The organism is Agrobacterium sp. RC10-4-1 (assembly GCF_014138475.1).
Taxonomy (GTDB): domain Bacteria; phylum Pseudomonadota; class Alphaproteobacteria; order Rhizobiales; family Rhizobiaceae; genus Agrobacterium; species Agrobacterium pusense.
The window spans coordinates 1-24,640 of the sequence record NZ_JACJIT010000013.1; the positions used below are offsets into that span (position 1 = coordinate 1).

The window sequence follows — 24,640 nt, forward strand, 5'->3', positions numbered from 1 at the left end:
ACTCGAGCGCCTCGCAAATGGCTGGCCTAGTAGCGAAATCGATGTCCTTATGCCGTGGAGCTACAAGGCCTGAACGGCCTCAGCTTGCCGCTTACCTTCGAAGGACTTCCTGAACTCGCGCCTGCTCGATCGAGAACAACATGTTTGTGGAGCGGAACGCTGAAAGAACGGCCTCGGGATCAGCGTCTCCAACCAGGGCCTGCTGAAGCGAGCCAGACTTTTCTAATACCTGCTTGGCTTGGATCTTATAGGGGCGCTCACTGAACGCATCGCTATGGAAGCCGCCTGGATAATAGTGCAGGAAGAGCTTCCTGGCCCCGTCCATCCCGACATAGCGGCCCATTGCTTCACCAACGCTCTGAAGCAACACACGCCATGCTGCGTCAGGATCAGGTTCCTCAGAAACTCTCTTTCTGTTGGCTAGGCCGAAAAACCGGCCGTCTCGTTCGACTAAGTCGAAAGTCACCTTCCCGATTTTCTGGGATCGGATGGTCCTAGGTGGTGCCATCTGCTGCTAGTCACTTTCGTGATCGTTTGTTTGTGCTTCTTCAGACGTACGATCGGGACCGCTTCTGCCCGCTGCGCAGTCTGTGCCACGATAGTTCGTCACGAGGCACAAGGAAAGCCCGGCCACAGGACTACAATCAGGACTTATCGGACCCTAAAGGATTACCAACATTGAAAACCGGCCGCTTAACCGTATGGTTGTCGGATCCACGCGATTCGAGCTCATGCCGCCCGAGGTTTTACGTGCTAGCCGACACATTCGAAACTACGCAATCCGCCGCACGAAGTCCACGCCTTCAGAAGGTGGGAGGAAAAAACGGGATCGAAGGCGAGTTTTTCATTCCTGCCTATCAACGAGGTTACCGCTGGGGGGGCCATGAAGTTGAAGCTCTGCTCAGCGACATTTACGCCGACGGCAGCCGCGCGCCAACCGACAATTACTGTCTGCAGCCCGTAGTGGTGAAACGGCGTGCTGTCGACGGAGCCTATGAACTGATCGACGGCCAGCAACGTCTAACGACCCTCTACTTAATCTATCGCTATCTCAACACCGAAGTCGGGTTGGAATCTGGTCACCGATTTTCCCTGATGTACGAAACGCGGCCAGCGAGCCAGGAATATCTGCGGTCTCTCGATGCGGAGCGGATGAGCGACAACATCGATTTCTACCATATGCACGAAGCCTATGAGTGCATCCGGGGCTGGTTTGCCGCGACGGCGGCTCGCCTGGGTACGTCCTCTAAGCTTATCGCGTTCAAGGTCCTAGACTATCTCGAAAACCTGGTTTACGTCATATGGTACGAGCCCGACAACATCGATGCGACCACTCTCTTCATTCGCCTGAACGTTGGACGCATTCCCCTGACCAATGCAGAATTGGTCAAGGCGCTGCTGCTTTCGAAGGATCTTGACGCGCACAATTTTCAGCGGCGTGTAGAGATTGGGTCGCAATGGGACGCTATCGAGCAGGACCTTCAGCAGCCAGAGTTCTGGGCTTTCCTGAGCAATAACGATGGTGGGAACTACCCGACGCGTATCGAACTCTTGTTCGATCTTATGGCGAAACGCCCGCCAAATGAGAAAGACCGCTTCTTTACGTTCTTGCATTTCAAGAACGCATTGGACGGAAGAATCAAAGGCAACTCGTTGAGCGTGTGGGCGACAATCGTCCAGTGCTACCAAGTCCTCCGGGAATGGTTCGAGGACCGCGATCTTTACCACAAGCTAGGCTATCTCATAACAACAGGGACTTCTCTGCGGCAGCTGCTGGATCTGTCGGAGCTGGAGAAGACGAAGTCGGCATTTGGCCGTGCCGTCGACCGACTTATTATCAGCTCGATCGGGCTGTCTCCCGCAGGCATCATGGAGCTGAACTATGAAACCGACGCCCGGAAATGCGAGAGTGTACTGCTCCTGTTCAACGTCGAGACCGTAAGGCGACTTAAGCATTCGAGCGAGCGGTACCCATTTCACGCCCATAAAAATGAGAAGTGGTCTCTGGAGCACATTCACGCTCAGAATGCGGAGTCGCTGACCACCGCCGAGGAATGGCGTCATTGGCTAATGGATGGGAAGGCGGCGCTGGAGAAGGCGCGCCTTGACGAAAAGGTTTCGGACTCAGAAAGGAAGGATGTCATTTCAGAAGTGGATAAAGCGCTGTCCGTCCAGTTGACCGAAAGCAGATTCACTAGGCTTTCCCGGAGGGTGACGGCTCTGCTTACCCCGGAGGGTGACGACGACTCAATTCATGGAATTGCTAACCTCGCTCTTCTTTCGAGGCCCATCAACAGCAGCCTCGGCAATTCAGCCTTCGCCGTGAAAAGATTGAAAGTGGTCGAACTTGATCGCAAAGGAGCGTTCATACCGATTTGCACCAGGCAGGTTTTTCTGAAGTATTACGTCGACGCTGGAAGCGAACAGATGCACTTGTGGAGCCGCGACGATCGGCAAAGCTACCTGGAGGCATTGATCTCAACAGATCGGGGCGTAGGAAACTATCTGGTTGGTGCTCAATGACAAAAATTTCGTTCCGCAATATGCTTCGTTCTTCGGACATCGCGACCATCGAAATCCCTATAATTCAGCGAGACTTCGCGCAGGGAAGGCAAAACATCGAGGTCAAGCGGATACGACGTTCCTTCCTTGATGTCCTTAAGCAGGCACTGACAGGAGAGGAAGAAATCAGCTTAGACTTCGTTTACGGAGACACTAAGGACGGGTGCTTTATTCCGCTCGATGGGCAACAGCGGCTGACATCGTTGTACCTATTGCATTGGTATTTGGCAGTCCGCTGTCGTGTCCCAGATGGAGAGCGGGATTTCATCCGGCGATTTACCTATCACACACGATTTTCGTCACGCGACTTTTGCGCGAAGATCGCAACGATTTGCCCTGTACTGAACGACTGTCGAATTTCTGAATGGCTTCAGGACCAGCATTGGTTTGCCGGATCGTGGAGGAAGGACCCTACGATCCAGTCGATGCTGGTTGTGCTCGACGACATCCAGGCATTGTTCGCCGACGTCGGTGATGACGCCTGCCATTTCGCATGGACCCGCCTGACGTCCGAAGACAACCCCTGTATCACATTCGAACTCCTCTCGCTCAAAGAGATGGGACTGACCGATGAGCTCTACATAAAAATGAACTCGCGCGGGAAGCCGCTCACCGAATTCGAGCACTTCAAGGCGCAATTCGAACAGGTGTTAAAAGAGTTCGAGGAAGCGTTGCCTGCGACAAGTAAACAAGCCGGCCGGTACGCGGAGTTCACGAGAAAGATCGATCAGGAATGGGCCGATCTGATCTGGCCTTTCCGAGGTGCAAATGACAATGCCGATGAAGAGTTCTTGCGCCTTTTCAGGTTCATTACTGACATTACGATTTGGCGTCTTGGCCTTGAGGACCGCCCTGCGGATGAGGATCTAGAAGCCACTGCCAAGGCGGTCTACGGAGGCCCCGAAACAGAAGTCACGCTTGCTGCCCAAAATGGTCTGTTCTCAGCACTGGACGGCCTCCATGCGGAGCTCGCTTCCGCAACGACGATGACAGATATCGACAAGTGGTTTCGAGAGCTTTTTGCGGACGACAAACATAAGGCGGGTGCCGTAACTATCTTCGGTGACGTCAATCTCCTCGAGGACTGCTGCAGAAGCTACGGGCTAAGCCAGGGGCGTAATCGAGCCTTCAGCTTGCCGAGAACCCTCCTACTTCATGCGGTCATCGAGTACATCGTCGCCGATCCTAGGCCTTCGCGAGGCGAAATAAACAAGAGGATACGTTGCCTACGAAACGTAATCTTCGCGTCCCAAAACGAAATTCGCGTGGAGATTTTCCGCGCGCTTCTTGATGAGGTCTCTGCCTATATTGTCACGGGAGATTTGGCGGCGCTCAAGAGCTTCAATCGAGCGCAGGTCGATGAAGAGGTTGCAAAAGCGTCTTTTCTGTTGGCGAACCGATCGGTCGAACTGGACGAGACGATGTACAGGCTCGAGGACCACGACCTTCTTCGCGGCAATCTCGCGATGTTTGACCTGAATGTAGACGAGGCGGTGTTTATTAGGCGCGCCCGCGCATTCGACGCTGTTTTTGCGGGGAAGACGTCTTACGAGGAGATATCCCAAGCACTTCTGGCGTGCGGCGACTACTCGCAGAAGATTGCTGGCGACCGTTTTCAATTCGCAAGTCCATCGCTCCCGAGTGTCTGGCGCGACCTCTTCGTGGCTCGGAGCAGACCGGGAGTTAACAATACTAAGGTTACGCTTACGAAGCTCTTAGACGCAGTGAACTACGAAGGCCACGTTGATATCGGAGCGGCGCTTCGCAAGATCTCGGAAGACTATCTGCGCGAGGCTGTGGCGTCGAAGAAGTACGACTGGCGATATTATATGACGAAATACCCGGCAATGCGCTCGGGGAAGAGCGGCATCTTCATTTCATCGAGCTATCAGATGGGCTTCGACCTTTGCATGATGGAGCAAACGCGGCTGAGCAGTTATTACTCCGACCCCTATGCGCGCGCAGTCCTGGAACTGGCTGGCGTGCCGCAAGATAAGCATTTTTCAGTCTGGCATTATGGTTATGCTGGGTATGAGGCGGATAGTCGCTGGAGTCTTTACTCATTGAACAATCGGCACTTTATGCGGGTCACCCAAGAAGGTTTCGAGATCAAATCCGGTCGAAAGTCGAGGATCCAGGCGATTTTGGAGGAACACGGAGTTGGCGCCGACGGGAATCTGACCGTTCGCCAATCAACAATCGCTGGTATCCTGCTCGACAGAAAGGACCGCATTGTGATGGCTGCCGATCTGGTACGGCAAATAGTCGAAGGCGAAGACTAGACTCGGTGCGAGCACCGCAATGACTAGATTTCTGTACGAGCGGCGCGCCCTTTGGGAAACCAACGCAGATGGCTGCTATAGAAGGTAGCCTATTCAATATCTTAGGCTACGGAGTGTGAGGGTTCTAGGTTCGATTCCCTTCAAGAGCTTCACCGCCGCACCCATTCTCAGGCGGCTTTTGCCAGCCGCCGGATCGTCTGCGGCGGGTGTCCGTATTGGCGCATGAACGCATCGCGCATTCGCCTTAGATCAACGAAACCGCTTTCCTGCGCAATCTTCTCCATGGGATGACGGGTCTCCTCGATCATCAGGCGGGCGGCCTCAAGGCGGATTTGCTCGACCGCCTTGGCAGGCGTCTGGCCGGTTTCCGCATGGAACGCGCGGCTGAACTGGCGAGGGGAGAGTGCCGCAACCTCGGCCAGTTCCTCCACGGTCAACGGGTTTGCGAGGTGGGTTCTCGCGTGGATCAACGTCTTTTGAATGCGGTCGCTGCTGGGGGCGAGCTGAAGCAGTTCCGAATGCTGCGACTGGCCGCCGGCGCGGCGATGATGCATCACCAGCCGCCTGGCGATGGCGCTTGCCACGTCGCGTCCTAGATCTTTCTCGACCAAGGCCACCGCGAGGTCAAGGCCCGCGGTCAGGCCGGCCGATGTCCAGACCGGTCCCTCGTTGATGAAGATGCGGTCGTCCTCAACCCGCACATTTGGAAAGGCTCTGCGCATCTCTCTGGCATAGGACCAATGAGTGGTCGCGCGCCGACCGTCGAGAAAGCCCATCTGCCCCAGCAGAAACGATCCGGTGCAGAGCCCCGCGACCCGTCGCGATCCCTTGGCCATTGCGCGTAACGTCTCAAGCGTTGCCTCATCATGCTGCGGAGGGGGTACGAGACCCGCCATTAGAAGCAGCGTATCCACCTGTCCCACATGGTCGAGCTTGGTCGTCGGCACGGCAAAACCACTGGATGACATGACAGGTCCGCCTTCGACCGAGGTGATCGAAAGGGTGTAATAAGTTTCATCCTTCAACACATTAGCCAGCTCGAAAGCGGCTTGCACGCCGAGCGCCAGAAACTGGAAGCCCGGCGTCAGTACCATGGAAACGTGAGGCATTCACCCCTCCAAGTTCTATGTCCGAAAAACGTAGTTTATACGTCATATCGGACAAATGTCATTTGGTCCATAACGTCCTTGTCGAAAGCGATGGCGCTTTCCCCGCAAACAAGGAACAGACCCATGACCACCAAGGGAACTGCACTCATCACCGGCGCCTCCACCGGCATCGGCGCGATCTATGCCGACCGCCTTGCCGCGCGCGGCTACGACCTGATCCTCGTCGCCCGCAACAGGGACAAGCTTCAGACGCTTGCCTCGGCGATCTCGGACAAGACGAACCGTGCCGTCGAAGTGCTTGCCGCCGATCTGGGCGACGCGGCCGATCTTGCCGGTGTCGAGAAGGTGCTGCGCGAAGACGCCAGCATCACGGCGCTGGTCAACAACGCCGGTATCGGCACCCACACGACGCTGCTGGAAAGCGATGTCGATCGCATGGAAGCCATGGTCCGCCTCAACGTGACTGCCTTGATGCGTCTGACCTACGCGGCAGTGCCCGGCTTCGTGGCGCGCGGCGGCGGCACGGTGATCAATATCGCCTCGATCGTGGCGGTTGCGCCGGAACTGCTCAACGGCGTCTATGGCGGGACAAAGGCTTTTGTGCAGGCGTTCACCACTTCGCTCAACCACGAACTTGCTGATCGCAACATCCGCGCCCAGGCCGTTCTGCCCGGCGCGACACGGACCGATTTCTGGGCCCTTGGCGGCCTGCCGGTCGAGCATCTTCCCACCGAAATCGTGATGCAGGCAGAAGACATGGTCGACGCCGCCCTTGCCGGCTTCGATCAGGGCGAAACCAGCACCATTCCCGCGCTCCGGGATATCGAACTGTGGACTGCGTATGAGTCGGCACGTCTCGCCCTTGGCCCGCAGCTCTCCGCCACCCGGCCTGCTCCGCGATTCACGACGGCAGCCTGAACACGTTCGAACCCTCTCCAGAATGAAGGAATGATCCTATGAAACTGACTGGCAACACCATCTTCATCACCGGCGGCACAAGCGGTATCGGGCGGGGCCTTGCGGAAGCTCTTCATCGCCTCGGCAACAAGGTGATCATCTCCGGGCGGCGCACCGCGTTGCTCGACGAAGTGACCTCAGCCAACCCCGACATGGCGGCGATCACGCTCGATGTGTCGAGCCTCGACAGCATCCAGTCCGCCGCGCGGCAACTGATCGAAAACTATCCCGACCTCAATGTGGTGTTCAACAATGCCGGCTTCATGCCCTTTGACGATGTGTCCGGCCCGGTTGACGACGCCGTCGCGCAGGACCTGATCGCCACCAACCTGCTCGGACCCATCCGTGTGACCTCGGCGCTGATCGAACATCTGAAGACGAGGCCAGAGGCAACCGTGTTGTACACCAGCAGCGTGCTTGCCTTCGTTCCGATCGCTACAAATGCGATCTATTCGGCGACGAAGGCGGCGCTCCATTCGTTCGTCCTGTCGCAGCGTTTTCAGCTACGCGACACCAGCGTGCGCCTGCAGGAAATCGCCCCGCCATGGGTGGATACCGACCTGATCTATAAAAGCGGTGACCCGCGCGCCATGCCGCTCCCCGATTTTATCGAGCAGACGCTCGTCGCGCTCGCCACAGATGCCCCCGAAGTGATCGTCGATGCCATCAAGCCTCTGCGCGACAACCCGGGCGCGAACGAACATGGCTTCTTTGAAGCGTTCAATCGCAGCATCGTCGATAACCCAATCCCGGTCGGTGCCTGAAACAAAGGCCGATGTGGTTCCACTCGATCGACATCGGCCAGAATCTTGCGGCGAGCATGACTTCACTGAAAAACGCCACCTCTAAAAGACTACCTGGGCAAAATATCCTTGAGAACCATTGTCTTGTCTTTCGGTACTGAAGTGGTTGAAACAGGTTTGTTTCTGTTGACCCAGAAGATGGAGGAAAAAGGCCGAACACAGTAGTCACTCACTGTTCTCAGGATTTACGAGGCGAATTTCTGAATGTCCGGTAAGAAGTCCCCAACGGCGGTCACGCATGTCGAATTTGACGGCGGTTGTGGGCCGGCGCTCGTAAGCGGGTTATGATATACGTAAGCCGACATGTTCCCCGAGATGAACTGTGTGATATTTCAATCATTTTCGGAGTGTACGTCCGTCGCCTTCCTGAGGAAGTCGAGAAATTCGCGCATTCCCGCTCCGATATGGCGGTGTCTCGGATAATAAAGGCAGAGGCCAGGATAGGGCGGCGTCCACTCGGCTAGCACCTGCCTAAGTCTCCCGTCGGCGAGTGCGTCAGCCGCCATCCATCGCGTCACATAGGAAAGCCCGCAACCGTCCAGAGCTGCGGCCAGTAGAAGCCGGGACTGGTCGACGACGAGATTGCCTTTCGTCGACACGACGACATCCTCGCCGCGGCGCTGGAACTCCCATCGATAGATCGACCCGCCCGCCATTCGAAGCTGGACGCATGGGTGAAGCGCGAGGTCCGACGGCGTCGTGATCGCAGGAGCACCATCGAGATAGGCAGGCGATGCCACGACAATGTGTTGCTGGTCCGGACCGATCGGGATGGCAACCATTTCGTCAGGAACGAGTTCGGCCGCCCGGACGCCGCAGTCGAATCCTCCTTCGGCGATGTCGACCAACCTTCCCTCGGACCTGATCTCGAACCGCATTGCGGGCTGAAGCTTCATGAAGCGGGTGAGCAGCGGCATCAGCACCTGCTCCGCGGCGTTGGCGTCGCAGTTGATCCGCACGAGCCCGGACAACGACGTAGTCTGTTCGTGCAGTTCCTCGACTGCGAGGCCGATTTCCGCAAGCGCCGGCATCAGTCGCTCCGCAAGTCTACGCCCCGGTTCGGTCAGCGATACGTTCCGGGTCGAACGGTGGAAGAGCTTCACCTTGAGACGTCTCTCAAGTCCGGCGACTGCATGGCTCAACGCGGACGCGGTCTGGCCGAGCGTTCTTGATGCGGCACGAAACCCACCGTGCTCGGAAACGGCAAGAAAGGCCGCAAGCTCGCCGGGGGGGAGCGAGCTCACTGTACGAATTATCTCATCATTGCGTGTAGTGTTGGGCATCTAGTTCACGAATGCCACGCGCTTATCTTCCGGGCAAGTCGAATGTCTGAAGGAGCATGACCATGACTTCACCCATCCCATTCGGGTTTTCATCGACCGCGGCCGACGTTCTGGAAGGCGTTGACCTTGCCGGGCGAAACGTTGTCGTGACCGGAGGTGCTGCGGGCATCGGACTGGAGACGAGCCGCGCCCTCGCGGCCGCAGGCGCGGCTGTGACGATTGCAGCCCGCCGCCCGGACGAGGCCGAGAGAGCTGTCGCCGAGATGAAGCGCGCAATGCCCGAGGCTCGGCTGCGCGTTCGCCGCCTCGATCTCGCCGATCTTTCTTCCGTGCGGGAATTCACGCTGAGCTGGGACGAGCCTCTGCACGTCCTCGTCAACAACGCAGGCGTCATGGCCATCCCGGAGCTGCAGAGGAGTGCGGAAGGGCGGGAGATGCAATTCGCAACCAACTACGTAGGCCACTTCGCGCTCGCACTCGGCCTGCGGAAGCATCTGGCCAGAGCGAACGGCGCCCGCGTCGTTTCCGTCGCCTCGACCGGCAACCTGTTTGCGCCCGTGTTCTGGGACGATCCGGACTTCCGCTTCATTCCATACGATCCGCTGCTCGCCTATGGCCAGTCGAAGACGGCCTGCATCCTCATGTCCGTTGGGATCAAGCGGGCGTGGGCATGCGACGGCATCACGTCGAACGCTCTCAACCCCGGAGCGATCGCCACGGGGCTACAGAAGCACACCGGCGGCCTTCGGACGCCCGAACACCTGCGCAAGACGATAGAGCAGGGGGCGGCCACGTCAGCTTTGCTCGCGGGATCGCCGCTCGTGGAGGGAATTTCCGGCAGATATTTTGACGACTGCCAGGAGGCGCCGGTCGTTGATGAGCGCGGAGCCGGGCCGTTCAAGGGCGTAGCAAGATACGCGGTTGATCCACAGAATGCTTTTCGTCTCTGGGAGATGGCGACGCGGATGATCTTATCGCCGCTGTAGTTGAAGTAACTGCCGGACCGCGAACGGACCGGCAGGTCGGCTTTTTCGGAGCGTTGCGACGCGATCAGGCCTTTGCCGCCACCGGAAGACGGAACGGCGCACCAAGCCGATTGAAGGCGTTCATCGCGGCGATCGTGATCGTCAGATCGACGAGGTCCTTGGGTTCGAAGGCGGCCGCGGCGGCGGCATAGGCCTCGTCCGACGCATGGGTCTGGCTGACATTGGTCACTTCCTCCGCCCAGGCGAGTGCGGCCCGCTCCTGGTCGTTGAACAGGTGAGGCACCTCGTCCCACACCGGAACCAGCGTGATCTTGTCGACGGACATCGTCTTGCGCAGATCACGGCTATGCATGTCGATGCAGTGGGCGCAGCCGTTGATCTGCGACACGCGCAGAAAGACGAGGTGGATCAGCTCGGTCGGCAGGTTGGTCTTGGCTGTGACATAGTGGTGGACACCGAAAAGCGCCTTGGCACCGTCGGGGGCGACTTCGGACCAGTTCAAGCGAGACATGTATCTTTCTCCTTCATTGAGGGCACGGTTTTCCGTTCGCCGGAGAACCGCCGTTGCGTGATGTATGGTTTAGCGAATGGTTGCCGGAGGACGCGCTACGGCTTGCGCGGCGTCGTCAGGACGGTGTCGTCGGTATCGACGACGAAGACGGCGAGCAGCTTCGCCGGGTCGGTCTTGCTGGCATTGGCGCTGACGTCGTGGCGGTCGCCCGGCAGCTCGGTGAAGTTCTGGCCGGCGGTAAAGGTCTTCGTCTCGCCACCGTTTACAGCGCTCTGGATCGCTCCCTCGAGAACTGTGGCGTAGATAAGCGCGGACTTCGCATGCGTGTGAGCCGAGCTGTAGCCGCCGGGGCCGTATTCGACGAGGACGCCCTTGACGCTCTTGCCGGGGACGTCGGGCAGGGGGTGCTCGTAGACGAGCGTCACCTTGGCATCCTTCGTGTCGTATGCGAGTCCCAGCTTTGCAACGTCATGAGCTGACGCGGTGGCAAGGGAGGCCGCAAATGCCGCAGCCGCGTATGAAATGGTCTTCATGATCGTAGGCTCCTTCTATGCCTTTAGCCATTCGGCGACCGTGACACCGCCCTTGATGTAGTCTCCACCGGGAACCAGAGAGCCTTTGGCGACAGGTGCGCCGAAGTATTCGACTGCGGCGTCTGCGGTCACCGGACTGCCGTCGCACTTCGAACCGAGATACGCCCGGATAAAGGATTCGAACGGTGCGCGCTCGGGTCCGGCAAGATCGACCGTTCCGTTCTTAGGCTCGCCGAGCGCGGCCTCCACCAGGGCTGCGGCGACGTCGTCGGCAGCAATCGGCTGGAAGTCGATATCCGGCACCTTCACCATTCCGTCGGCGGCATATGCGCCGGCCAAGGTTTCGATAAACTCGTGGAACTGCGTTGCTCGAACGATGCTATAGGCCTGGCCCGACGAAGCGACGGCCTCTTCCTGCGCCAGCTTACCTGCCATGTAAGGATTGGCCGCGAGCTGGTCGGCATTGACGATCGAAAGGACGACGTGGTGGCGCACGCCTGCAGCGAGCTCAGCATTCGTCAGGTTCCGGCTCGACGTTCCAAAGAAGTCGGTGATCACGGCCTTGTCGAACGACATCATGTTTGAAACGTCGATGACAGCGTCGGCGCCCGCAAGCGCCTCGGCCAGCCCTTCGCCCGTGTAGGCATTGATCCCGTTGCGGGAGCTTGCGACGACGGCTTCGTGGCCGGCGTCCTGTAGCAACTTCACTGCCTTCGAGCCGATCAGGCCCGTGCCGCCGATGACGGCGACCTTCTTTAACGTACTCATTTCTGCTTTCTCCTATGACGAGGCGCGATTGCCCGTCTTGCGTTCGTGGAGTTTCAGGAAGGCGCATCCGCGGGCGGCGATCCCGCCGTCGTCGTCTGCGCCGAGATCCGCCAGAAGGTCCGCGACGGATACCTTGGCGAGTTCTGCGCGATAGGCCTTTTCAGCCTTCAGCATCGCGGCGTTGATCTGGCAGGGCTTTGTGAAGTAGCGCTGCGGCAATGGGTTCGGTCCCCGCTGGCGGATCTCGGCGCAGCGGAAAGCGGGCGCCGGTCCTTCGACCGCGAGGACGATGTCGAGAAGGCTGATGTCCTTTGGCGTTTTCGCCAGCCGATAGCCACCCTTCGGCCCCGGCGTCGTCGCAACGATGTCTGCGCCGGACAGCGCCTGCAGGTGCTTCAAGAGATAGCTGGTCGACACGCCGTGCAATTCGGCAAGTGCCGACGCTGACATGACGCCGTCTTCCGACAGACCCGCCAGAAATGCGGTGCAGTGAATGGCCTGCTCGACGCCTTCGCTCAATTTCATGTTGCATCTCCTAATCGTGGATATAAAATGTCTATGATTGTGATCGGAGTCAACCCGTGATCACATCAAGTGCTCGAAATTCCGAATTTGAGATCAGAAAACGGAGTTTCGACCCCTTGATGCCTCGCCATAGTCAGGACGCTCGCAGGGGCAGAACAACAACGAAGGACATTTAATGACTACCAAGCTCGCACTCTCCTCGACGCCGGAAGGTATCGTCCCGGCGCTCCTTGCACACCTGAACTCGCTCGACGTTGACACCATGCTCGGTTTCTACGACCCGGAAGGATTGATCGTAGACGCCGCAGGGGTCGCTCATGTCGGCAGGGAGGCGATCGGCAGGGAGCTCTCCAAGTACTTCAGCCTCGGCCTTCAGATGTCGATCACGCAGCGTCACCTGTTCGTGGCGGGCGACATCGCGTCCCTCATTCTCGATTGGTCGTATATCGGCACGGCGCGGGACGGCACGGAGATCAACATGGGGGCGACCGCAACCGACATCGCCCGCCGCGGCCCCGACGGTCTGTGGCGCTACCTGATCGACAACCCTTTCGGCTCGATGCAGAGGAGCGCCAGCTGATGACGGAAGCCGCGGAAGTTCTGACCGAAGCGACAACGCTCGCATTCCGCGGCGTCCTCACAACCGGCGTCTATTGCAGGGTGACCTGCATCTCCCGTCCTCCCCGGCCAGAGAACATGCGCTGGTTCGGGTGCGTCTCCGACGCACAAAGAGCAGGCTTTCGACCGTGCCTGCGATGCCGTCCCGACGACGAGGAATTCGCAAGGAGGAATGCCGATCTGGTGGCTGAGGCGTGCAGGCTGATTGATGCCGGAGACAGCTCGCAGACCGTCGCGGCGCTCGCGCATGCGCTCGGCGTCAGTGAAGGGCACTTCCACCGAACGTTCCGTGCACACACTGGAATGACCCCGCGAGCATACATGCTCGAGAGGAGGGCTCAACTCGTCCGGGAAGGACTAAAACCGGGCAGGACCATTACATCGACGTTCTATGACGCAGGATACGGTTCCAGCGGAAGGTTCTACGCGGTATGCAGCCGCGCGCTCGGAATGGCTCCGGCAGACTACAGGGCGGGCGGGCGCAGGGAAACGCTGCACTTTGCAGTCGGCCAGACATCGCTTGGGGCGATCCTGGTTGCATCGAGCGCCAAGGGCGTTGCGGCAATTCTCCTTGGGGATGATCCTGCCGCCCTCCTGACAGATCTTCAGGATCGATTTCCAAACGCGAACTTTGTCGGAGGGGACGAACGATACGAGGACACCGTCGCCAAGGTTGTTGGAATGGTTGAGCGCCCAGAGGTCGGCTTCGACTTGCCGCTCGACCTGCGTGGGACTACCTTCCAGCGTCGCGTCTGGCTTGCGTTGCGAGATATTTCTCCGGGCGAGATCATCAGCTATGAAGATCTCGCTGCTAAGGTCGGACGTCCGAAGGCGGGTAAGGCTGTAGCCAGTGCCTGCGCGAGCAATCCTCTCGCCATCGCTATTCCCTGCCACCGTGTTGTAAGAAAAGATGGAGCGTCATTCCGCTATACCTGGGGAATTGAGCGGAAGGCTGAGCTGCTGCGAAGAGAGGGACGGCAGTAAATTGAAATTATGTTCCCGGACGACTGCGCCACGGTGGCTGGCCCTAAGTGGGAGTGAGTTCCCAATATCTCTACGAACGGGAGCTGAGGACGGCACCTCATTACTGATCTCGCGAGAGATTGATGAAGACATTAGTCGACTTGCCGCGTCGCTTAAGGCGGCGCGACCTCAGACGACCCGGAATATAAGGAGCGAGGAGTGGAGGGTTCTTGTCCGAGATTGGATCGGACCCGCGCTCGCTTCGACAAAGCTGTCGCAGCAAGCCGACATTGCGGCTTCCGAAATCCTGGCGGCGGTCACCGTGGCAATCGACGACCATCTGACGGGTCTCGCCGGCCAGGAATACATCTTCGGCACGACGCTCTTCTCAAACCGGGATGTACCGTCATTCCGAATTGGCCCTGTGCGGATAGAGCCGCGAGATGATTGGCTGACGCGCAAAGTCGCAGACGGCGACATTCCGAACGTCATCGCAAGAAGAGTTCGCCGGGTCTGGTCGGGAGGCCGGAAGCCAGCACCTTTACGAAAGGCGCTCGATAATCATCGCGAAAAAGACATCTACAATGTTATCGGGCCGTGCCCTTACGTGTGCAGCGTCAGTGTCAAAGGGTTCGAGCGGAAGGCCGGATTGCAGGCCGCCGCAAACGCCGCTCGGTTGGCTTTAACGTGCATAGCTATGATGTGGGAGCCTGCCTCCCGGGCACTTGATGGCTTCCGCATGCGCTATGATGGTCCACTGTTCCTTCAGTACGCTCTCCGCTATAGCGCTGGGAAGATCTCGCTGGCGGGTCACGATTGAAGGGGACGCCGTCAGGCCCACAGATCGATCCCGCGGATTGGGCAACCTTATTTACAAACTTTCAAACCCTCGTCATCGCGACCGAAGGTGTCCTCGACTATTTTCTGCATCCGCAAAGCATCAGTAATCGTCCGGTTATGTTGAACACGCTGCTTCAGTCGCTTCTTTGGTTCCACGAAGGTTGCAAAGAACCGGATGATCTCAGAGCCGTAGTGGATTTTGCCGCAAGCCTTGACGCCCTGGGAAAAGGAAGGAAGGTCGGCGGCATCCTGACAATGCTTGAGGCTCGTCTCGGAATTGTGAGAACGGACCCGATTAATGGCAATCTAGATGCGCCAACGTTCAAGTCTGTTGTCCAAGACATCTATGAGGACGGCCGAAGCCGAGCTATCCACGGAACGAACAACAAAATCGGTCACGATTGGGAGCGTACTAGGGCTCTGTCCGAAACCATCGCGAGAATGGCTTTGATAGCGTGCATGGATTGGTCCGTGGCGAACCCGACATCGAACGAGCCGGACGATTTCAAAAAGTGATCTTGAAGTTCGTTTGAACGGTCCCTGAGAACCGTGTTGCACAGATTGGCGGTTCCAGCGAGGTTTATACGTGGAAGGATCTGCCGACGCGGGACGACATCACCCCGGCGATCGCTATCGGTACAACAATTTCAACCAAAACTACCGAGGTTTTTGCCGACGTCGATATCACGAGGGCCGCCAGCGCGGCCAAGATTGGTTCACACCGGATCGTCATATCGATATGGCCGTCATTCAGCAGCGTGTGGTAACCATACCGACACGGAATCATGGAACCGCTTCCTCATGCCAATCTATAGTAGCTGGCACTCTAACGTGAATGCAGTAGCTGGATAGTGCAACCCAACGAACGGTCGGTTTGCCTCCCATCAAGCCTAGGCCGAGCAAGACGTTAGAAAATGGCTTTCCGTAGCGATCTTCAAAGCCCGCGTTTGGCGACGGTGCGGTCTCAGTTCCCTTGCTAGCGGGAAACTAACTTGGAAATGGAGGTTTCGACAGCGTTGCAGTGTTGAGTTGCTACAGAGCTGTCGTTGCCACGATTGTAACGTACACGCATCAACCCCAACGGCCGAGAGTCCGGGCCTTTTAGGATAACATCATGCCCCGAAGGCAGCTTCTTGAAGCCGATCTCCATCCATTCTCCCGGCTCTACATTGCCCAGATAAACGACATTCCGCGAGGCGATCATCCCGGTATGCGTCTCTCCTGCTTGGAACAATCCCCGGTCGGCTAAAGCGCTGTAGCTCGGGAAATAGAGAAGTCCTGCGGCATTGAAGTCGGTCGTGGGGCACGGCAGGACCTTTTGCGTTCCCGACATTCCGGAGAGGTCTAGATGGCCGTTACGAATGTCGCGGGTGGTGGCTGAGGCTTTCTCGGCAACGCGACGAACCTCGAGGGGAGCCTCAGGCGGCATCGCCAACGCTCGCGGGCTCCGCCGGACGACAGATCGGTTGATCCCCGGTTCGGAGCGTCCCACAAAGGTCGAGACCAATATCATCCGGCCTACACTATCGCCGCCAGCGGTGATGCGGATAAGTGACGCCAGACGCCCGTGCCCGACGCGGTAGAGATTGGCGACCAGTGTCATCTCCCCGCCCAGGCGGGGGAGATGGGGTCTTACCAGTCGCAAGCTGGTCGCACAAAAAGCCGCATAGAGTGGCTCGCCCTCTGAGCAAGTGAAGACCGCATCCCGCTGTCCCATGGCGCGCGCAATCAGCCGCCAGTGCAAATCACCGGCACGTCGCTTGAGCCATTGCTCCGAAATGCCGCTGTAGCCCATTTCCGCCATTCCAAGCACGTGGCGTTCAATGACCTCTGCCCCGTCGTATTTGGTGAGTGGGAACGTGCTCATGCAGCGAGCCTGTCTTTTTGGAGAGCAACTATTTGTTCGGCGAGATACCGGCTGTCCTCGTCGATGCCAAGAAATCGGCCGGAGCCCCATGTGTTCAGCCAGCCAAGACCAATAAAATACAGACCAGGTGCATCGGTTACACCGCGACGGAACACCGGCTTGCCTCGCTGATCCAGGCAGTCGACCTTCAGCCACGAATAATCCGGGCGGAAACCGATCGCCCAAATGATCGACGTTATGCCTGCCTCCGCCAGATCAACTTCGGTGATTTCTTGAGCGGGACGCCAGACCTTTTCAAATGGCGGCTCCTCTGGCACATCGATTGCTTGCGCGGTAATCCAGGCATCGATCTGCTTACGTATACCCAGGTAGCTCCGGTCAGCATCATCGAGGTTCTTCTCGAGGTCGGGCAGGAACGTCATCGTTGTGCCGGAGCCGCCCGCGACCGATCCGTATAGCCGAACGCCCTCCAGGGCGTATTTGCGCAGATCGATCTCCTTCCCACCGTCGCGGCCAGACATGTAATGGTTCGTCTGGGTGAGCGCTTTTACCGGATCGGGATGGCTATCGATCGTGACGGCATAGGTGCCGGCATCGTAAAGCCAATCTGTCGCGTCGCGCCCACGATATTTGCGCGGGCTGCGCGGAGCTGGCCCTACAGCAAGATGCGCGGGTCGACCTTCCAGATGGAAATCGTCCATGATCTGCACGCCGGATTGTCCTGTACCCACGATCAGGGTCCCGCCATCGGGCAGCTGCGAGGGCCGCCGGTAGTCGCGCGAGTGCATCTGGAAAACCGAAGTGTCCAGATCGGACGCGTAGGGAGGCACGATCGGGTTGTCATAACCGCCTGTCGCGATAACGACCTGGTCCGCAGTCATGGTGCCGATGCTCGTCTCGATCCGGTATCCGCCCCCTTCGCGCGGGGTGACCTCGCTGACATCTACCCCCTCCCGGAGTGGCGGGTTGAAGCTTTCGAAGAAGCCATCGAGATAGTCGACGATCTCTTGCCTGACCATGAAGCCATCCGGATCTGCTCCCTTATAGTGCCAGCCGGGCAGCCGACACTGCCAGTTTGGTGTAACCAGACAGAAACTGTCCCAGCGGTTGTTGCGCCAGCTTTCGAACTTCCGGTGGCGCTCGAGGACGACATGTTCGATGCCTTCCTGCATCAGATACCAACTGACAGAAAGACCGGCCTGGCCGCCTCCGATGATGAGAACCGGTACGTGTGGTACAGTATCGTTCGTCATAACAAACCCTTTCATGACATCGAGAGGCAGGTGACCTTGGCGTCAGCCGGCTGAGCGGCAGCTGTCGTTTCGATCTTTGCCAGTTGGTCGAGTGCGGAGGAGCAGGCGAAGCCGAATTTAGCCGTGACGCGGTCCGATGCTTCGTTTAGACCGGTGCGCGCACGTTCGACAAATTCAGTCAGCGGATACGTGCATCCGGCTTCGAGATGGCGCGTTATGGCGGTCGAGGGCGAGTAGCAGCTCTCCTCCATGCCATCAGGCCATCGAATGGTAAAGCGTACTTCAGGCATGGGCGATCTCCTTTGCGAGCGCGATATAGGGGGCTGCCGCGTAGTCCCAGAAAGTTGCCCGGGCGCCACCGCTCGTTAGATCGATCCGGGAGCTGTCCGTTGCATGACCGATGGCAGCTGCGCTGATGCCCCGAGCAGCAAACACGTCGCAGACCTCTTCTGCCCGTTCCGGGCGGACCGAAAGGAGAAAGCCGAAGCTCGGGAAGCTGCGCAGCCAGCGTTCGAGTTGAACGCCTTGCGGAAGCGGGATGTCGGCCAGCGCGATATCGAAGCCGCAGCGTGACGATTCCGCTAGCATCAGCGCTGTGCCAACAATACCGCCCTGACTGATGTCTTTTCCTGCATCAACCAGACCGGCCTCGGCGAGCTCCGGCAGGATCTCGTAGTCGCGGCGCAGCCGTTCATGGGGCGCATCAAGGGCGGCGCACCAGTTGTCGAAACTTGGCCGATACTGCCCGCGATGATCGATGGCTGCGATAAGCAGATCTCCAGGGGCGGCCGCAAAGCTGGAAATCAGCTTCTTTGCACGTCCCATCACCGAAACGGCGAGATTGAGATCTTTGCTTCGGAGGTTCGTGTGACCACCGACAATCGGCACGCCGTAGGTCATCGCTGCATCCCGTAGCCCGGTGAGCAGGGGCTCGGCAGACGCCGCGTCCGGTGCCCACACGGCATCGAGCAGCGCGGTCGCACGCCCTCCCATGGCAGCGATGTCCGAGAGGTTCACCATCACGCCGCACCACCCGGCGAACCACGGATCGTCTTGCACGAATTGCGGAATGAAACCTTCCCCCGCCAGCAGATCCCAGGTCCCATCCGGAGCCGCAATTGCGGCGGCGTCGTCGCCCGGCATTCCCGCCGTCCCGGCTGATATCGAGAGCGCTCGTGTCGTGCCTGCTATGCCAAGTTTGCTGCGGATCGAGGGGTGGGCTGCGAGTGCTGCCGCCAGGGCATGTACGTCCATCATGGCCTCCGTGCTCTGGCGGACCAGCCGATGGTCGGGTCGCATATGGGGGGATAGTGATCGAGTGAAGCCAGCATGTGCATGTGGCGCACGCCATGCAGTTCGATCTCTCCTTGCGGCTCCCAATGCAGCCGGCGAAAAAGAGGTACGTTCTGAAGCTGGACATGGGCGTGAAACTCACTGCACCCGAGGCCATTCGCGGTACTCACCGCCAACCGGATCAGCTCTGCTCCCAGCCGACCGACCCTGCGGTATGCGGGAGCGACCGCAAGGCGCGAGCCCCACCAGATACCGGGCGTGGGCTCGTGGATCCTGACAGTCCCCACAACTTCTGCAGGTTCGGCCGCCAACGTAGCGATTGCCGCAAGGGGGAGGGCGCTAGCGTCGATTTCGTCGCGGTCATCGCCGACGAAAATACGCTGTTCCTCGACAAACACCTGATGTCGGAGACGAGAAACCCCTTGAAGTTCCCAGGGCTCGGATGCTGCCCGGATCAGGAACTCCGGGCTGATAAACTCTGAATCATCCATGTGGCTCATGCCGGGATCCTCAGCTTTTCATAGGTCGAAAGGGCCGAGCAAGCGCCGCATTTGCCGCAACCGGCCTTGATGTCCGAGGCCTTCAACCCGCCGTCGATGACGATCTGGGACAATGGCGCAAGGATGGATGCCATAAAATCGGATTTCGGTGCGGGGTGACTTTCGAGCGGCGTTCCGGAGATCGGTACGAACGGTACGACGAATGGGTAGACGCCCATTGCAACCAGACGCGTGGACATATCGAGGATGGCTTCACGCGTATCGCCGAGACCCGCGAGGATATATGTCGAGACCTGCCCCCGCCCGAACACTTTCACTGCTGCTTCGAAGCTGGAGAAATACTTTTCAAGCGGAACGCTGGCCTTGCCCGGCATGATCCGCTCCCGGACTTCGGGTGTCACCGCTTCAAGATGCATTCCAAGCGCGTCCGCGCCCGCATCCTTCATCCGTTCATGCCAGATATCGTCTTCCGGCGGCTCGCATTGCACCTGGATAGGCAGGTCGACGACGGCCTTAACCGCGCGCGCGCTCTCTGCCAAAACGGCAGCACCACGGTCCTTGCCCGCAGGCGTGCCGGTGGTCATCACCATGTGCTTCACGCCGTCGAGTTCGACGGCCGCCTTTGCGACTTCCGCCAGTTGCGCGGGAGTTTTGTGCGCGACAGTCCGGCCGGCTGCAAGGCTTTGGCCGATCGAACAGAACTGACAGGTCTTCTTGCGGCTTTCATAGCGGATGCAGGTCTGCAGAATGGTCGTGGCGAGCACATCACGCGAATGGAGAACAGCGATCTTGTTGTACGGAATGCCGTCTGCAGTCGTCAGATCATAGAATCGCGGACGATTGGGAAATCGAATTCGGGCGACCTCGGATCCTTCCCTGGTGATGCGCGCACGGCCGTCGGCATCGGGCGCCTCCACCAGATAGGGACTGTCGAATGCAGGTGCGGTATGTACCGGGACCATGACGGTTGTGTCGCCGAAATTGACGGCCTTATGGTCCGAGGGGCCTGCGCCGCCGCGCCTGCTCTCGTGGCCGGCCCGCGGATCGACGAGACGCATTCCTCGCGTCTGGAGGTCGTTGATGAGTTCCGGATCTATCGATGGCCCGTCACGCATCCTGAGCCTCCTCAAATGGCTTGTCTTGCTCTGCGTCCAAAAAATTGCCTGAAAGGCCGATCTGCTCGAGTGCGCGTGCAGGCCTTGTGTCATGGACAAGGTGCAGTAATTCGGGCCGTGCATAGTGCCCGACCGAATCCATCATCCGCTTGCGCTTGGTGATGAGCCGCATGTCCAGATCGCCGATCAGGATGCCTTCGCCCGAGGTCAGGGGCGGAGCGACGTGGCGGCCTTCCGGTGTGATGATGCAGGTCATGCAGCCATCGCGCAGCCCCTTCTGCAAGGTGGGATCAGGGTGAATGGACGCGATCTGCTCTTCGCTCAACCAGCCGGTGGCATTGACTACGAAACAGCCCGATTCCAGCGCGTGGTGCCGCATCGTGACTTCGATCTGTTCGCCAAAGATCGGGCCGACCAGAGAGCCTGGAAAATGAGAAGCGTGAATTTCCTCGTGCTGCGCCATTAGCGCGTATCGGGCCAGGGGGTTGTAGTGCTCCCAACATGCCAAGGCACCCATGCGGCCGACGGCGGTCTCGACCACTTTCAGACCGGCGCCATCGCCCTGTCCCCAGATCATCCGCTCATGATAGGTCGGCGTGATCTTGCGGCGCTTGAGTTTCAGGCTGCCATCCGCGTCGAAGATCAGCTGGGTGTTGTAGAGCGAGCCGTGGTCGCGCTCATTGACGCCAAGGACGATGACCGCATTGCGTTTGCGCGCGGCGTCGGCGACGGCCCGTGTCTCTGCTGACGGTACCGTCACTGCTTCTTCATAAAGCCGCAGGTGCTCGGGTCCCTGCTGGACAGGCGGCAGAACGAAGCTGAAATACGGATACCAAGGCACAAAGGTTTCTGGAAATACAATCAGCTCCGCGCCTTTGTCAGAGGCTTCGGCAATCGCATTCAGGACCCGCTCGACGGTGCCAGCGCGTGATGTCAGGTCGGGCGCGATCTGGACTGCGGCTGCGCGTACTATTTTGGGCATGACTGGCTCCTTCGCATTGCCTGGAACGAAGCACCCCGTTCGCTGCGGAACGGGGTGCCGAGGTCAAATCAGACGGTCCATGTATCGATGATCAGGGCGTTGGCCTTCTTGTGCAAAAGCACGCAGTCCAGCACGTCCTGTGGCAGGATCGGGATGATGCCGGGGATCAGAGCCGGTTCGCCGTGCCCATAGAGGGCTTGGAGTGCGAAGCGACATGCGTAGACCTTGCCGCCTTCCTTCATGAAGCGCTCGAGGTTCTTGTTGAAGTTCAGATGACCGGGAAAGGCCTCGTCGCCGAGCTTGGGGAAGCCGCGCTGGATCCCCAGTGTCACGCCCGGGCCGTAAAGAAGGATCGAAGTCTCGTAGCCTTTCCGCTGAAGGCGAATCGCGTTGAGGATGTTCACGAGCCCGATAGAGCCTTCGAACGCCACCGTGTGGAAAGTCACGAGCGCCTTTTCACCGGGATCGGCTTTAACATCCTCGAAAACCTTGGACTCGTAGTCGACAAAGAAGTCGCCATCCTTGTGCGGCGGCTGCGTTACTTCAGGCATGTCTGCATCTCCTTACAGCGGGGTTGATGCAGCAACGATACGAATGAAATTGTATGAATCAATAAGCAGTTCAATATGCATACAATAATTTATTGGCGAAAGACAAAATTGCAAATATCCTATGCAGCCTGCTCATTAAATATTCGCATTTTTGGCCATTATGAACGATTTGTAGGCTAAGATACTTTGGCAATTTGCTGCTTGAACAGTCGGCTTTATATCCATACAATATGAAACAATTATCAATAGGGCATATTAATATGTTAAAGTGGCTCCCGGAGCTTCGCCCAGACGGCAAGCCTCGATATCTTCAGATTGCGGACGCCATCGAGCTGGCAATCAAGCGGGGCGATATCGCTGCCGGTGACCGACTGCCGCCGCAGCGCAGGCTCGCTGAGCGTCTGGGCATCGACTTCACGACGGTCAGCCGCGCCTATGCTGAGGCGCATTCTCGTCGTCTCGTTGAGAGCCATGTCGGGAGAGGAACTTTCGCACTCGGCCGGCCGAAGGAGGAACATCGGATCGATCCACGTCGGGCCGGCGACGAGGATTTGTCAATGAACATGCCTCCCGAGCCGCAGGATCCCGATCTCGTGGGACGGATGCAGGAGGGGCTACAGACAGTTTCGGCTAACCTTATTTCCCTTCTCCGGTACCAGTCGACGACCGGAGGTGAGCAGGACAAGGCCGCCGCCTCCTCCTGGCTCTCGAAAAGGGGGATGGTACCGAGCCTCGAGCGGATCGCAATCACGCCGGGGGCGCATGCAACGATGACGGCGCTTCTTTCAACGATGACCAGACCGGGTGACGTCATCTTGTGCGAGGCATTGACATATCCCGGGCTACGAGCGATCGCAGCACGCATGGGGCTGCAGCTTGTAGGCATCCCGATGGACGCTTCCGGCATCCTCCCGGATGCGCTTGATGCCGCTATCCATTTGCACCAGCCGAAGGCTCTGTATCTTAACCCGACGGTCCAAAATCCCACGACGCTGACCATTCCGCGCGCGCGCCGAATGGAGATCGCCGAAGTTCTCTTGCGACACAGACTGCCCTTGATTGAAGATGATGCTTACGGTTTCATACCTGCAGTCGCGCCCGTACCCTTCGCCACGCTTGCTCCCGACCTAACCTGGCACATCGGGGGCTTGGCCAAATGTCTCGGCGCAGGCTTGCGGCTTGCCTACACCGTTTCCCCAAACGCTAGGGCTGCATATTCTCTGGCCCAGGCAATGCGAGCGAGCGCCGTCATGCCGTCGCCGATCTGCATGGCGCTCGCTACACGGTGGATCGAGGATGGCACCGCCGACGCCATTCGCCACTTCGTCCGGTCGGAAAGCGCAGTCCGGCAGAAGATTGCCGCCGACGCGCTTCCGGGACTGGACATCGAAGGCGAACCGGAGGCCTTCAACATATGGCTCAAGCTACCCAAGGGCGCCAGCAGGGCGGAACTCATGGGGCGGATGGCTGGTCGCCATGTCGGCCTAATGCCGTCGGACGCATTTACCGTTCTCGGCACACCCGACGAGCATGTTCGGGTATGCCTAGGCGGCGTTATCAATCGCGAGCAACTGCGCGCCGGATTGCTTTTTATGGCGAATTCGCTGTCCGAAGCTGGCTGGATGGGCTGAAAGTGCTCGTCAGCCTCCTTTAATGCCATTGGTGGAGGATGTTCCTTTCGATCTGATTGATTATAGGCGCATCCGGAAACCGGAGCGACAGCTATTGGGCGGCCGAATGAGTGATGGGGTGCGTCCAGCAGTGTCTTCCGCTTTAACGCCATTCGACCATGCACGGCATTGAGGTACCCGCGAGGCTGTCGCGAGTTGCCAGGTGCGTGGTATGATTGACAACCGAGATTACAGTCGCCAGGCTTCTCGGATCGGCCAAGGCCCGATCAGGATCACCGCGGATCCCAGGAAAATTCCATCCGGCATCCCCCCGGTTCATAGATCATGAAGTGGATTTTTGGCCCGGCGCCAGAAGGTTCTGGACTAAATTCGGTGCTAACGGCGGGCCACTCCCTGGTCTTGTCGTAAAGCAGTTGAAGGTCCTCAAGGGTACCCACCTTCAGAGCAAGATGATGAAGCCCGACATTTTGGCGACGGTCGAAACCGTTGCAGTGGGATTGATCTTTGACCTGCCAAAGCGTGACTTTGAGGTGGCCGTCTGTAACGAATGCCGCTGGATAGTCGGGCTTTTCGCCGAATAATCTCCAGCCAAGGCAGTTCGTGAAGAAGGCGAGGGAAGCGCTCAAGTTCTTAACGGTTAGCCCGATGTGATCGACGCCGGTTGTTACACTTACCGTTGGACTGATATCGCCCATCTAAAATCTCCTT

The 24,640-nt window shown here is 58.6% G+C and carries 26 protein-coding genes; 10 read left to right on the forward strand and 16 right to left on the reverse strand.

Annotated elements, in window-relative coordinates:
- Positions 1-91 precede the first annotated feature (91 nt).
- Entirely contained in the window at positions 92-343 is a 252-nt protein-coding gene (locus tag FHW77_RS25230) for a hypothetical protein (RefSeq protein WP_182590940.1), read from the reverse strand.
- Between the two features lie 407 nt (positions 344-750).
- Here FHW77_RS25230 and FHW77_RS25235 point away from each other — a divergent pair, with 407 nt between their 5' ends.
- Complete coding sequence (locus FHW77_RS25235; RefSeq protein WP_182590941.1) at positions 751-2,523, forward strand: GmrSD restriction endonuclease domain-containing protein; 1,773 nt, start codon at positions 751-753, stop codon at positions 2,521-2,523.
- On the forward strand, positions 2,520-4,844 hold the full coding sequence (locus tag FHW77_RS25240; RefSeq protein ID WP_182590942.1) for a DUF262 domain-containing protein: 2,325 nt from the start codon (positions 2,520-2,522) through the stop codon (positions 4,842-4,844). The genes FHW77_RS25235 and FHW77_RS25240 overlap by 4 nt, the downstream gene beginning before the upstream one ends.
- A 167-nt stretch (positions 4,845-5,011) precedes the next feature.
- Here the strand turns inward: FHW77_RS25240 and FHW77_RS25245 are convergent, their stop codons facing one another.
- Positions 5,012-5,953: a GlxA family transcriptional regulator gene (locus FHW77_RS25245; protein ID WP_182590943.1), complete on the reverse strand. Its 942-nt coding sequence runs from the start codon at positions 5,951-5,953 to the stop codon at positions 5,012-5,014.
- Between the two features lie 123 nt (positions 5,954-6,076).
- Here FHW77_RS25245 and FHW77_RS25250 point away from each other — a divergent pair, with 123 nt between their 5' ends.
- Both FHW77_RS25250 and FHW77_RS25255 read left to right on the forward strand, forming a co-directional pair.
- Positions 6,077-6,871: an SDR family NAD(P)-dependent oxidoreductase gene (locus FHW77_RS25250; RefSeq protein WP_182590944.1), complete on the forward strand. Its 795-nt coding sequence runs from the start codon at positions 6,077-6,079 to the stop codon at positions 6,869-6,871.
- A gap of 38 nt (positions 6,872-6,909) precedes the next feature.
- A complete protein-coding gene (locus FHW77_RS25255) occupies positions 6,910-7,674 on the forward strand; it encodes an SDR family oxidoreductase (protein WP_182590945.1) in 765 nt (254 codons plus the stop codon).
- A gap of 371 nt (positions 7,675-8,045) precedes the next feature.
- On the opposite strand, the gene FHW77_RS25260 is transcribed toward FHW77_RS25255, so the two are convergent.
- Positions 8,046-8,957 carry a LysR family transcriptional regulator gene (locus FHW77_RS25260; protein ID WP_210277079.1) on the reverse strand — a complete coding sequence of 304 codons (912 nt, stop codon included), beginning with the start codon at positions 8,955-8,957 and terminating at the stop codon, positions 8,046-8,048.
- A 101-nt stretch (positions 8,958-9,058) separates the two neighbouring features.
- Between FHW77_RS25260 and FHW77_RS25265 the strand changes: the two genes are divergently transcribed.
- Positions 9,059-9,982: an SDR family NAD(P)-dependent oxidoreductase gene (locus tag FHW77_RS25265; protein WP_182590947.1), complete on the forward strand. Its 924-nt coding sequence runs from the start codon at positions 9,059-9,061 to the stop codon at positions 9,980-9,982.
- 64 nt (positions 9,983-10,046) lie between these two features.
- Here FHW77_RS25265 and FHW77_RS25270 read toward each other — a convergent pair whose 3' ends face one another.
- The 4 genes from FHW77_RS25270 to FHW77_RS25285 form a co-directional block, all read right to left on the reverse strand.
- On the reverse strand, positions 10,047-10,493 hold the full coding sequence (locus FHW77_RS25270; RefSeq protein ID WP_182590948.1) for a carboxymuconolactone decarboxylase family protein: 447 nt from the start codon (positions 10,491-10,493) through the stop codon (positions 10,047-10,049).
- A gap of 95 nt (positions 10,494-10,588) precedes the next feature.
- Positions 10,589-11,026 (reverse strand): cupin domain-containing protein, encoded by a 438-nt coding sequence (locus FHW77_RS25275; protein WP_182590949.1) that lies wholly within the window; start codon positions 11,024-11,026, stop codon positions 10,589-10,591.
- A 15-nt stretch (positions 11,027-11,041) separates the two neighbouring features.
- The gene (locus FHW77_RS25280) at positions 11,042-11,794 is read right to left on the reverse strand and encodes an SDR family oxidoreductase (protein ID WP_182590950.1); all 753 of its coding nucleotides are present in this window, start codon (positions 11,792-11,794) and stop codon (positions 11,042-11,044) included.
- A 12-nt stretch (positions 11,795-11,806) separates the two neighbouring features.
- A complete protein-coding gene (locus FHW77_RS25285; protein ID WP_182590951.1) occupies positions 11,807-12,319 on the reverse strand; it encodes an RrF2 family transcriptional regulator in 513 nt (170 codons plus the stop codon).
- A gap of 175 nt (positions 12,320-12,494) precedes the next feature.
- Between FHW77_RS25285 and FHW77_RS25290 the strand changes: the two genes are divergently transcribed.
- From FHW77_RS25290 to FHW77_RS25305, 4 genes are all read left to right on the forward strand, one after another.
- Positions 12,495-12,899 (forward strand): YybH family protein, encoded by a 405-nt coding sequence (locus FHW77_RS25290; RefSeq protein ID WP_052686827.1) that lies wholly within the window; start codon positions 12,495-12,497, stop codon positions 12,897-12,899.
- Complete coding sequence (gene ada, locus FHW77_RS25295; RefSeq protein WP_182590952.1) at positions 12,899-13,921, forward strand: bifunctional DNA-binding transcriptional regulator/O6-methylguanine-DNA methyltransferase Ada; 1,023 nt, start codon at positions 12,899-12,901, stop codon at positions 13,919-13,921. The genes FHW77_RS25290 and ada overlap by 1 nt, the downstream gene beginning before the upstream one ends.
- 301 nt (positions 13,922-14,222) lie before the next feature.
- Positions 14,223-14,720, forward strand: coding sequence for a hypothetical protein (locus FHW77_RS25300; protein ID WP_182590953.1), 498 nt, complete (start codon positions 14,223-14,225; stop codon positions 14,718-14,720).
- On the forward strand, positions 14,717-15,256 hold the full coding sequence (locus FHW77_RS25305) for a hypothetical protein (protein ID WP_182590954.1): 540 nt from the start codon (positions 14,717-14,719) through the stop codon (positions 15,254-15,256). The genes FHW77_RS25300 and FHW77_RS25305 overlap by 4 nt, the downstream gene beginning before the upstream one ends.
- Positions 15,257-15,716: 460 nt before the next feature.
- Here the strand turns inward: FHW77_RS25305 and FHW77_RS25310 are convergent, their stop codons facing one another.
- The 8 genes from FHW77_RS25310 to FHW77_RS25345 form a co-directional block, all read right to left on the reverse strand.
- Entirely contained in the window at positions 15,717-16,607 is an 891-nt protein-coding gene (locus tag FHW77_RS25310) for a Pnap_2097 family protein (protein ID WP_286086161.1), read from the reverse strand.
- Positions 16,604-17,860: an MSMEG_0569 family flavin-dependent oxidoreductase gene (locus FHW77_RS25315; RefSeq protein WP_182590956.1), complete on the reverse strand. Its 1,257-nt coding sequence runs from the start codon at positions 17,858-17,860 to the stop codon at positions 16,604-16,606. The genes FHW77_RS25310 and FHW77_RS25315 overlap by 4 nt, the downstream gene beginning before the upstream one ends.
- An 11-nt stretch (positions 17,861-17,871) precedes the next feature.
- A complete protein-coding gene (locus tag FHW77_RS25320) occupies positions 17,872-18,150 on the reverse strand; it encodes an MSMEG_0570 family nitrogen starvation response protein (RefSeq protein WP_034499393.1) in 279 nt (92 codons plus the stop codon).
- Positions 18,143-19,114, reverse strand: coding sequence for a sll0787 family AIR synthase-like protein (locus FHW77_RS25325; protein ID WP_182590957.1), 972 nt, complete (start codon positions 19,112-19,114; stop codon positions 18,143-18,145). The genes FHW77_RS25320 and FHW77_RS25325 overlap by 8 nt, the downstream gene beginning before the upstream one ends.
- On the reverse strand, positions 19,114-19,653 hold the full coding sequence (locus tag FHW77_RS25330) for an MSMEG_0567/Sll0786 family nitrogen starvation N-acetyltransferase (RefSeq protein ID WP_182590958.1): 540 nt from the start codon (positions 19,651-19,653) through the stop codon (positions 19,114-19,116). Before FHW77_RS25330 ends, FHW77_RS25325 begins: the two co-directional genes overlap by 1 nt.
- Complete coding sequence (locus FHW77_RS25335; protein ID WP_182590959.1) at positions 19,650-20,768, reverse strand: MSMEG_0568 family radical SAM protein; 1,119 nt, start codon at positions 20,766-20,768, stop codon at positions 19,650-19,652. Before FHW77_RS25335 ends, FHW77_RS25330 begins: the two co-directional genes overlap by 4 nt.
- Positions 20,761-21,750 carry a Nit6803 family nitrilase gene (locus FHW77_RS25340; protein WP_182590960.1) on the reverse strand — a complete coding sequence of 330 codons (990 nt, stop codon included), beginning with the start codon at positions 21,748-21,750 and terminating at the stop codon, positions 20,761-20,763. The genes FHW77_RS25335 and FHW77_RS25340 overlap by 8 nt, the downstream gene beginning before the upstream one ends.
- A 68-nt stretch (positions 21,751-21,818) precedes the next feature.
- Positions 21,819-22,301, reverse strand: coding sequence for an MSMEG_0572/Sll0783 family nitrogen starvation response protein (locus tag FHW77_RS25345; RefSeq protein ID WP_013637302.1), 483 nt, complete (start codon positions 22,299-22,301; stop codon positions 21,819-21,821).
- Positions 22,302-22,561: 260 nt separating this feature from the next.
- Between FHW77_RS25345 and FHW77_RS25350 the strand changes: the two genes are divergently transcribed.
- Positions 22,562-23,932 (forward strand): aminotransferase-like domain-containing protein, encoded by a 1,371-nt coding sequence (locus FHW77_RS25350; protein ID WP_182590978.1) that lies wholly within the window; start codon positions 22,562-22,564, stop codon positions 23,930-23,932.
- A 272-nt stretch (positions 23,933-24,204) separates the two neighbouring features.
- Here the strand turns inward: FHW77_RS25350 and FHW77_RS25355 are convergent, their stop codons facing one another.
- A complete protein-coding gene (locus tag FHW77_RS25355) occupies positions 24,205-24,627 on the reverse strand; it encodes a VOC family protein (protein ID WP_064264024.1) in 423 nt (140 codons plus the stop codon).
- Between the last annotated feature and the right edge of the window lie 13 nt (positions 24,628-24,640).